Below are 7,909 nucleotides of genomic sequence, written 5' to 3' on the forward strand. Positions count from 1 at the left end.
GGCCATCGATGCTGGCTCCCTCGACTGGACTCGAACCAGTAACCGTCCGATTAACAGTCGGATGCTCTGCCAATTGAGCTACGAGGGATCGCGCGAAAAGAACTGTAGCAGGAGCCCGCAGGTGCTCCGAATCGCCTCAGACGGCCAGTCCGGCCGCCGATCGCACTCTCGCCTCCGCGGCGTCGACCCGTGCTGCGACCGCCGGGTCAGCGAGGTCGAGGCCTGCCGAGCCGATGACCTGGGACACGAGCCCGCCGTCCTCGTCGCGGCGCAGGGCGACCCGCGCTTCGGCCCCGCCCGGGAGCGCCACGATCTCGCTGTGGACGACCGAGGACTGCACCCGCTCCCGCAGCGTCTGGGCGAACGGGCCGGCGCCCGGCCCGGCGAGAGCGAGCTCGGCACGGCCGCCGTCCACCCAGCTGACGGTGATGGTGGACGTCTCAGGGGCCAGGCTCGCGCGGTCGACGTCGGACCACGGGCGTCGCACGACGTCACCATCGGGCCCGGCGACATACAGCGCCCGACGTGCCGCGGCAGCCCACCGTCCGTCGGTCAGCTCGGCCGCCACCAGCACGCGGTCGCCCGACGGCAGGTCGAGCCGGGTGCGGATCGCTGGGGGCAAGGACGGTCGACGCGAGAACAGAGGCACGTCTCCACGGTACTGCGGCACGGCAGCCGGACCGGCCACCGCACGTCCGGTGACGGGTGTGCCGGTAGCCTGGTCGCTCGCGGGCCAGTAGCTCAGTCGGTCAGAGCAGCGGACTCATAATCCGTGGGTCGTGGGTTCAAGCCCCACCTGGCCCACCGCGCGCGCCTGACTCCGCCTGATGCTGGACGTGTTGGTGCCGGTGCTGGTTGACCGTGTTCCGGTTGACGCTTGACACCGGTTCCAGCTGACGCTCGACGCTTTCCCTGTGGGGGAGTTGTGCGTGGCCGACCAGCGGTACGCCTGCCGGGCTCGAGAGTGCAGGGCGCGGCGACGATGCATGAGCATGAGCGCGTGGCGCAGTGGTCGTCCGGTCGTGACCGTCTTGCTGGTGATGTTCGCCGTGACCCTGCTTCCCGGCTGCGGAAAGCAGGGTGCCGACCAACCATCCCCACCCGCGACCAACGTGACATCGACGTCGACGCTGGCGCCGACCACATCCCCGATGCCACCTACGCTGTCCCCGGTCGCCCCGGTTGCGACGCCGACAGAGGCGCCCGCCGCGGCGGACCTTCCAGCTGCCCAGCCTCCGCCACCTGCGGTCGCACCATCGCCTGCGGCGACACCGGTGCCAGCGGCTGCTCCCGCGCCGGCAGTCGTCCCTGCGCCGGCTGCGGTTGTCGAGGCGCCACCTGCCGCGTTGACGAACGACCCGGAGTTCGCGACGTGCAAAGCAGCGATCGCCGCCGGCTATGGCAACTATGTGCGCGACAAGGATCCTGAGTACGAGTGGTACAACGACCGCGACGGCGACGGGGTCGTCTGCGAGCATTGACCTTCTGGGGCCAGCGCGGCGTCCGCTCGCCGCGTCTCTGTCACCCTGCCAGCGTCATGACGTGCGCGGTCTCGCCGCCAGGGAGCGTCTCGACCGCGTCAGTGACGACGTACTCGACCTCGACGGGTGGTCCCGTCCTGGGGTCGTCCTTCTGCGGGAAGGCGACCGTCTCGCCCGGCTGCGGGTCGTGATCGACCTCGATCGTCTCGCCGTCCCACTCACCGCCACGTGCCACCAGCATGAAGTTCGCCATACCCACAGCATCCCAGGGGGCACCGAGGCCTGCCACTGCTCGCGGGCAGCCGTGCCCGCCGGGCGGCGTCGTCGTCACCCCAGCCAGACGGGGTCGTTGACCGTTCACCCGTTTGGGCGGACGAATCGTGCGTTTTCACCCGGTCGTTTCTTGCATGGATGTCCGTATTCGGGCATAGTCGTCCACGTCAGCGAACAAGGGCAAACCCGCCGCAAGGCGGGGACGCAAAGCCACGGGGCCTCAAGGGCCAGCCGAGCTACCGAACGACAGGAGAAATCCCATCATGTCTCTCACCACTTCGCACCGCGCCGGTCTGTCCGCTCCGATCACGGGTCAGCTTCTTACCCCGGGCGAGGTCGCGGTGATGTTCCGCGTCGACCCCAAGACGGTCACGCGCTGGGCCCAGGCCGGCAAGCTCTCGGCCGTCCGGACCCTCGGTGGGCACCGTCGTTTTCACGAGGCCGAGGTGCGCGAGCTCCTCACGGGTGTCCCGCAGCAGCGCGCCGACAGCTGATCCTCTGAAGCATGACATCGGGCCTGGGGATTGATCCCCGGGCCCGTCGTCATGTCCGGGGTTCGCACGCAGCGCTGCACCGTGCGCGTCAGCCGCGCGGCAGCACCGTGGCCAGCACGGCTGCCCGCACGTCGGCCGCGGGACGCTGGGGCTGGAACGCGAGCCACTCCAGGCCGGCCACCAGCGTCGCCCCGAAGATCGCGGCCGCGGTGAGCGACGGGTCGCGATCCGGCCAGGTCGCGCGGACGACGTCGGCGAAGACTGCCATCGACTCCTCGCGCACCTGCCGGATCGAGTGCTGCCAGTCGCGCCCGGTGCGGAACACCTCGGCCACGACGAGCTTGGCGAAGTCGGGGTGGGCCTGCACCTGGACCAGCAGCTCCGTCACGAGCGCCTCGATGGCCGCGGGCCCGTCCAGGCCGACGACGGATGCGCGCAGCGCGGCTGTCAGTCGTTCGACGCCTTCCACGATGACTGCCTCGAACAGCGCTGTCTTGGAGCCGAAGTTGTAGTAGATGCTGCCCTTCGCCACACCCGCAGCGGCCGCGATGTCGTCCACCGACGTCGCGGAGAACCCGCGGTCGGCGATGAGCGCGACCGCCGCGTCGACGATGCTCCCGCGCGTGGCGCGCCGCGGCGGCGACTCGGGCGCACCCGGCACCGGCGGGGGAGCCGGTGCCGGGTCAGGAGTCTCGTGGGTCGTCATGGAGGCAGCCTGTCAGATGCTGATCGCCGGGTGGAGCCGTTCGAGGCTCCAGGTGCGCAGCCGGCCCGCGCGCCACGACGTGATCGCGAGCGACCCGATGAGCACAGCACCGAGGTACGCGACGGCGCCCCACAGCCGGGCGTCCATCCCGCCGGTGATGACCTCGCGCAGCCCGGTGACCGCGTAGCTCATGGGGAGCAGGGGGTGGATCGCCTGGAAGAACGCTGGGGTCGTCTCGACCGGGTACGTGCCGCCCGAGGACGCGAGCTGGAGCATCAGCAGAGCGAGGATGGCCACCTTGCCCGCGGCTGGGCCCATCACGGCGGTCAGCATCTGCTGCAGCGCCAGGAACGCGGCGACGATCAGCAGGGTGAACGCGATCGTCCCGCCCGTGGTCGCCATCTGCAGCCCGACTCCGAAGTGGATGACGGCGAGCATCACCGCGACCTGGCCGGTGCCGATGACCATCGCGGGCAGGAACCCGGCGAGCGTCGCACGTCGGCCCGACGCCGGCGTGGCGAGAGCCCGCGAGGGGAGCGGGCGTAGCAGGAGCCACGTGATGAGCGACCCGACGAACAGCGCGAGGGGGATGAAGAACGGCGCGAAGCCCTCGCCGAACCCTTGGGCGGCGGCCACGCTCGTGGACGTGAGCGCGACGGGCGAGGAGAGCGTCGTCGCCCGCTGGGTGCGCAGGTCGGTCGAGTCGTCGGGGATCGCCGCGGCGCCGGTCGCGAGCCCGTCGGCGAGCGTCTGTGCGCCGCCTTCGAGCTGGACCGTCCCGTCGGCGACCTGGCTCGCGCCGTCGGCCAACGTGCTCGTGCCGGTCGCCAGGGCGGAGGCGCCCGTGGCGAGCTTCGTCGTGCCCTGGGCGAGCTGCGACGTGCCGGTGACCAGCGCCTGTGCGCCGGTCGCCAGCGTGCCCGCGCCGTCGGCGACGGATCGGGTGCCGGCCGCGAGCTGGGCCGAGCCCGAGCGCAGGTCGTTCGCGCCGGTGGACAGCGTGCCGAGTCCGCTGCTCAGCTGTGAGGCGCCCGCCGCGACCTTGCTCGCGCCGGTGTCGAGCTGGGCGAGCTGGCTCGACATCGCGGAGACCGTCGTGGTCGACGGGAGGGACGCCGACGCGGACTGCAGCCCGGTCAGGAGCTGGGCAGCGGTCGTGTCTCCAGCGGCCGCGTGCGCACCGAGGTAGGCGCCGATCGAGGCGAGCCCGGTCTGCAGCGCGGGCAGCGAGGACGCGAGCTGGTCGACCTGTCCCGTCGCGCTGTGCACCCCGGTCGCCACCTGCGCGGCGCCGGCTGCGAGCGTCGCGGACGAGGTCGCGGCGCTGGATGCACCGTCGGCGAGGCGCCCGGCCCCCGTGGACACCTGGGCGGCACCGCTCGCGGTGGCGCCTGCGCCGGCGGACAGCTCCCCGGCGCCGTCTGCGAGCTTCTGGGCACCTGCCGTCAGGGCGGACGTCCCGGAGACGAGCTGCTTCGAGCCGTCGGCGAGCGCCGCGGCGCCGGTGGCGGCGCTCGTGGCGCCGTCAGCCACCTGCTGCGCACCGTCGGCGAGCTGACCGCCGGCCGCGCGGAGGGTCAGGGCGCCGTCGGACGCCTGGGCGAAGCCGTCGCGCGCCGAGCCGAGGCCGACCAGGACCTTGTCGACCCCCTGCTCGCCGATGGTCGCGGCGACGGCGTCCCGCACCTGCGTCATCGCCGAGCGGCCGAGCGTCGAGGCGAGGAACGAGTTGGCGTCGTTGTACGTGACCAGCAGCTGTGCACTGGTGGGGTCACCGCCGCCCGCGGAGACGATGTCGGCCGAGAACTCTGCGGGCACGGTCACCGCGAAGTAGTACGTGCCGTTGGCGACGCCGTCGGCGGCGTCCTTCGCGTCGGTCAGGTGCCAGTCGAGGTCACCCGAGTCGAGCAGCCGGGTCGAGACGTCGGCGCCGGCATGGAGCGGCACACCGTCGAGGGTCGACCCCTGGTCCGCGTCGACGAGGGCGACCGGGAGCTGGTCCAGGTGGCCGGTCGGGTCCCAGAACGCCCACAGGTAGAGCGCTCCGTACAGGAGCGGGATGAAGATCATCGCGCCGACGGCGAGCTTCGGCAGCAGTCCGCGGCGGAACCGGCGCAGCTCGGTGCCGGTCGAGGTGAGGGCGAGCATGGTGATCCTTCGAGACGGTTCGGTGCGCAGACCGAGGACGGCCGAGCGCTGCGGGGGGTGGGCGGGTGCCGGTCAGGTGGCGGGCACAGCGTGCGGACCGGTCGCGAGCATGACCTGCTCGGGCCGACGGTCCCAGCGCATGCGAGCCACCTCGTCGAACGATGCGACCGACGCGATCACTGTTGTCCCGGTCGCGGCGATCGCCTCGAGCCGGGACCAGACGGTCTGTCGCCGGACGGAGTCGTGCACCTGGTCGACGTCGTCGACCACGATCAGGTCGGGGTGCTGCGCCATCGCGAGCGTGAGGCGCAGGAGCATCGCGTCCACCTCGTCGAGGTCCCACACGAGGCTGTCGACGCGCGGCAGGGGTCGCTCGCCGAAGACCGGCTCGGCAAGCGCGGCGAAGGTGCGCTGGTCGACGCGGGCGACCCGGCGGTACCACGGCGACAACCACGCGAGGCGCTCGCGGACGGTGTCGGCGACGGTGACCGACTCGTCGAGGTCGTCGACGCCCGCGAAGCCGGCGACGGCGGCGCGGGCCTGGACGGCCCCACGACAGCGCGGCAGCGGCTCTCCCAGCACGGTGAGGATCGATCCGCGGTCGGGCACCATGCGGCCGGCGATCGTCAGCAGGAGGCTCGACCGACCACCGCCCTGGGGTCCCTGCACGACGACGAGCGCCCCGGCAGGGACGTCGAGGTCGACGGGTCCGTAGACGGCGCCCCGACGCGTGTGCAGCGTGAGCCCGCGGGCGCTCACAGCGGCCGCCCGCGCGGGGGGTCCCTGCGGCTCGTCCGTCGTCTCGACGTGCGGGGTGGGGATGAGGTGCGACACAAGTCCTCCGATAGTCGCTGAACTGACCGGTCAGTACAAAGACTACGACTCGGAGATGCTGAACCCCAACCGCACGGGTGTTCCGTCGCTCACACGCGTCCGCGGGCCTCGGCGTGGCCCTCGGAACGCAGCGGCGCGGCGCATGAAAGAATCCGCCCATGGCGATGAGAGAGATCCGTACGGTCGGCGACCCGGTCCTGCGGACACCGTGCGACCCGATCACGTCCATCGACGACCGTGTGCGCGCCCTCGTCGCCGACCTGATCGAGACGGTCGACCACGACGGCCGCGCGGGTCTCGCCGCGAACCAGATCGGCGTCGGGCTCCGGGCCTTCTCGTGGAACATCGACGACGAGGTCGGCTACGTGCTCAACCCGACGATCGTCGAGCTCTCCGAGGACTACCAGGACGGTGACGAGGGCTGCCTGTCGGTCCCCGGCCTGTGGTACCCCACGCGTCGCGCCTGGTACGCGCGAGTGGTCGGTGAGGACCTCGACGGCAAGGAGGTCGTCGTCGAGGGCACCGAGCTCATGGCCCGCTGCCTGCAGCACGAGGTCGACCACCTGGACGGTCACCTGTACCTCGACCGCCTCGAGCGCTCGGTTCGCAAGAAGGCCATGCGCGCGATCCGTGAGCAGCTCTGAAGCCCTGATCAGCCAGGCGCGCGCGTCGGCGCTGGCGCTGAGGGTGTGATGTCGGGCATGCTGTCCCCAGCACGCCGCGACACCGTGTGATCCTCCCGTAGTCGGACTGAGGTCGTTGGGGAAGACGAACCTCGAACCGTCAAGGAGGGCGACATGGCTGGTGCAATCACCCGCGGTGTACTTTTCGTGCACTCAGCGCCTCGTGCGCTGTGCCCCCACCTCGAGTGGGCGGCAGGCAACGTGCTGGGCGCGCGCGTGTCCCTGGACTGGACGGCGCAGCCGGCCGCGCCTGGCATGTACCGCGCGGAGTACTCGTGGCAGGGCGCTCAGGGGACAGGTGCGCGCCTCGCATCGTCGCTGCGCGGCTGGACCCACCTGCGCTACGAGGTCACCGAGGAAGCCAGCCACGGGACCGACGGTTCGCGTTGGAGCCACACTCCTGAGCTCGGCATCTTCCACGCCCAGACGGACGTGCACGGCAACATCGTCGTGCCCGAGGACCGTATCCGCGCTGCCCTCGAGCACGCGGCCGACCCGGCGCGGCTGAGGACGGAACTCGACCTCGCCCTCGGTCAGGCCTGGGACGACGAGCTCGAGTCGTTCCGGTACGCGGGCGCGGGCGCACCGGTCCGGTGGCTGCACCGCGTCGGCTGAACCAGCTCGGCGAACGGCGCGTCGGCTGACCCGTCGGGGTCAGCCGACCCGGCACGTCATGCGCTGGCGACGACCAGGGCCACGTTGTGGCCCCCGAACCCGAACGAGTTGTTGATCGCCGCGATCGGACCGGTGCGCAGCGCGCGGGGTGTGTCCCGCACGAGGTCCAGCACGAGCTCCGGGTCGGGATCGGTCACGTTGATGGTGGGCGGCGCCGACCGGTCGGCGAGTGCGAGCACCGTGAAGATCGTCTCGAGCGCACCCGCGCCCCCGAGGAGGTGGCCGGTCATCGACTTGGTGGCCGACAGCACGACCTGGTCAGCGGCCGCCCCGAGCACCTCGCGCACCGCACGTGCCTCGATCAGGTCGCCGACGACCGTGGAGGTCGCGTGCGCGTTGACGTGCACGATGTCCGAGGCCGTCAGCCGGGCATCGGTCAGGGCCGAGCGCATCGCCGCCACCTGACCGCGGCCGGCAGGGTCGGGGGACGTGATGTGGTAGCCGTCGGAGCTGAGCCCGACACCGGCCAGCCGTGCGTACACGTGGGCGCCACGTGCAGCCGCGTGCTCGGCGGACTCGAGGACCACGATCCCGGCACCCTCGCCGAGGACGAAGCCGTCCCGGTGCACGTCGTAGGGCCGCGACGCGCGCGCCGGGTCGTCGTTGCGCGTCGAC

At 71.8% G+C, this 7,909-nt stretch carries 10 protein-coding genes, 2 tRNA genes and 1 riboswitch; of the genes, 5 read left to right on the plus strand and 7 right to left on the minus strand.

Translation table 11 applies throughout. From position 1 onward, the window contains the following. Positions 1-12: 12 nt before the first annotated feature. Together VFW79_RS02440 and VFW79_RS02445 are read right to left on the minus strand one after the other, a co-directional pair. Positions 13-88, minus strand: a tRNA-Asn gene (locus VFW79_RS02440). A gap of 48 nt (positions 89-136) precedes the next feature. Beyond that, complete coding sequence (locus VFW79_RS02445) at positions 137-649, minus strand: hypothetical protein (protein ID WP_329675722.1); 513 nt, start codon at positions 647-649, stop codon at positions 137-139. An 81-nt stretch (positions 650-730) separates the two neighbouring features. Here VFW79_RS02445 and VFW79_RS02450 point away from each other — a divergent pair. Next, positions 731-804: transfer RNA gene (locus tag VFW79_RS02450), tRNA-Ile, on the plus strand. A 188-nt stretch (positions 805-992) separates the two neighbouring features. Then, positions 993-1,481 (plus strand): excalibur calcium-binding domain-containing protein, encoded by a 489-nt coding sequence (locus VFW79_RS02455; RefSeq protein WP_329675723.1) that lies wholly within the window; start codon positions 993-995, stop codon positions 1,479-1,481. 40 nt (positions 1,482-1,521) lie between these two features. On the opposite strand, the gene VFW79_RS02460 is transcribed toward VFW79_RS02455, so the two are convergent. Further along, positions 1,522-1,734: a hypothetical protein gene (locus VFW79_RS02460; protein WP_329675724.1), complete on the minus strand. Its 213-nt coding sequence runs from the start codon at positions 1,732-1,734 to the stop codon at positions 1,522-1,524. A 189-nt stretch (positions 1,735-1,923) separates the two neighbouring features. After that, a riboswitch (cyclic di-GMP riboswitch) is annotated at positions 1,924-1,998 on the plus strand. Positions 1,999-2,017: 19 nt separating this feature from the next. Here VFW79_RS02460 and VFW79_RS02465 point away from each other — a divergent pair. Next, positions 2,018-2,248, plus strand: coding sequence for a BldC family transcriptional regulator (locus tag VFW79_RS02465; protein WP_329675725.1), 231 nt, complete (start codon positions 2,018-2,020; stop codon positions 2,246-2,248). Positions 2,249-2,336: 88 nt separating this feature from the next. Here the strand turns inward: VFW79_RS02465 and VFW79_RS02470 are convergent, their stop codons facing one another. The 3 genes from VFW79_RS02470 to VFW79_RS02480 form a co-directional block, all read right to left on the minus strand. Further along, the gene (locus VFW79_RS02470) at positions 2,337-2,954 is read right to left on the minus strand and encodes a TetR/AcrR family transcriptional regulator (protein ID WP_329675726.1); all 618 of its coding nucleotides are present in this window, start codon (positions 2,952-2,954) and stop codon (positions 2,337-2,339) included. 12 nt (positions 2,955-2,966) lie between these two features. After that, the gene (locus VFW79_RS02475) at positions 2,967-5,102 is read right to left on the minus strand and encodes a YhgE/Pip domain-containing protein (RefSeq protein WP_329675727.1); all 2,136 of its coding nucleotides are present in this window, start codon (positions 5,100-5,102) and stop codon (positions 2,967-2,969) included. A 72-nt stretch (positions 5,103-5,174) separates the two neighbouring features. Continuing rightward, a complete protein-coding gene (locus VFW79_RS02480) occupies positions 5,175-5,936 on the minus strand; it encodes an ATP-binding cassette domain-containing protein (RefSeq protein ID WP_329675728.1) in 762 nt (253 codons plus the stop codon). Positions 5,937-6,094: 158 nt separating this feature from the next. Here VFW79_RS02480 and def point away from each other — a divergent pair, with 158 nt between their 5' ends. Next, entirely contained in the window at positions 6,095-6,580 is a 486-nt protein-coding gene (gene def / locus VFW79_RS02485; RefSeq protein WP_329675729.1) for a peptide deformylase, read from the plus strand. A gap of 153 nt (positions 6,581-6,733) precedes the next feature. After that, on the plus strand, positions 6,734-7,234 hold the full coding sequence (locus VFW79_RS02490) for a DUF3145 domain-containing protein (RefSeq protein WP_329675730.1): 501 nt from the start codon (positions 6,734-6,736) through the stop codon (positions 7,232-7,234). A gap of 56 nt (positions 7,235-7,290) precedes the next feature. On the opposite strand, the gene VFW79_RS02495 is transcribed toward VFW79_RS02490, so the two are convergent. Further along, positions 7,291-7,909: beta-ketoacyl-[acyl-carrier-protein] synthase family protein (locus VFW79_RS02495; protein WP_329675731.1), on the minus strand; the 619-nt coding region annotated here is incomplete at its 5' end.

It is taken from the genome of Cellulomonas sp. (genome assembly GCF_036279715.1).
Lineage (GTDB): Bacteria > Actinomycetota > Actinomycetes > Actinomycetales > Cellulomonadaceae > Cellulomonas_A.

Bases quoted from the DNA above. Each gene is read 5' to 3' on its own strand.
- VFW79_RS02465 (WP_329675725.1), top strand. From the start codon at position 2,018: ATGTCTCTCACCACTTCGCACCGCGCCGGTCTGTCCGCTCCGATCACG.
- VFW79_RS02460 (WP_329675724.1), bottom strand. From the start codon at position 1,734: ATGGCGAACTTCATGCTGGTGGCACGTGGCGGTGAGTGGGACGGCGAG.
- def (WP_329675729.1), top strand. From the start codon at position 6,095: ATGGCGATGAGAGAGATCCGTACGGTCGGCGACCCGGTCCTGCGGACA.
- VFW79_RS02490 (WP_329675730.1), top strand. From the start codon at position 6,734: ATGGCTGGTGCAATCACCCGCGGTGTACTTTTCGTGCACTCAGCGCCT.
- VFW79_RS02455 (WP_329675723.1), top strand. From the start codon at position 993: ATGAGCGCGTGGCGCAGTGGTCGTCCGGTCGTGACCGTCTTGCTGGTG.
- VFW79_RS02475 (WP_329675727.1), bottom strand. From the start codon at position 5,102: ATGCTCGCCCTCACCTCGACCGGCACCGAGCTGCGCCGGTTCCGCCGC.
- VFW79_RS02470 (WP_329675726.1), bottom strand. From the start codon at position 2,954: ATGACGACCCACGAGACTCCTGACCCGGCACCGGCTCCCCCGCCGGTG.